A 262-nucleotide genomic window follows, 5' to 3' on the forward strand; every position below is an offset into this window, starting at 1 on the left:
TCAGTGATTGGAGAATGGTGCAATCTTGGAGCTGATACGAATTGTTCTAACCTCAAAAATAACTATGGTAATGTGAAAACCTTTAGTTATTTATCGGAAGGAATGGAGCAAACGGAATTGATGTTTATGGGAGTTTCTATGGGAGATCATTCCAAAACGAGCATTAATACCATGTTAAATACTGCAACTGTGATAGGTGTTTGCGCCAATATTTTTACATCTGGTTTTCCTCCAAAGTATGTTCCTAATTTCTCATGGGGAG

General features: G+C 37.0%; 1 pseudogene. It reads left to right on the top strand.

Annotated features, from left to right (window positions below):
• A pseudogene (locus tag CW751_RS15140) lies at positions 1-262 on the top strand (glucose-1-phosphate thymidylyltransferase); the annotation flags it as partial.

Origin of the sequence: Brumimicrobium salinarum (assembly GCF_002844555.1) — a bacterium.
Classification (GTDB): Bacteria; Bacteroidota; Bacteroidia; order Flavobacteriales_D; family Crocinitomicaceae; genus Brumimicrobium; species Brumimicrobium salinarum.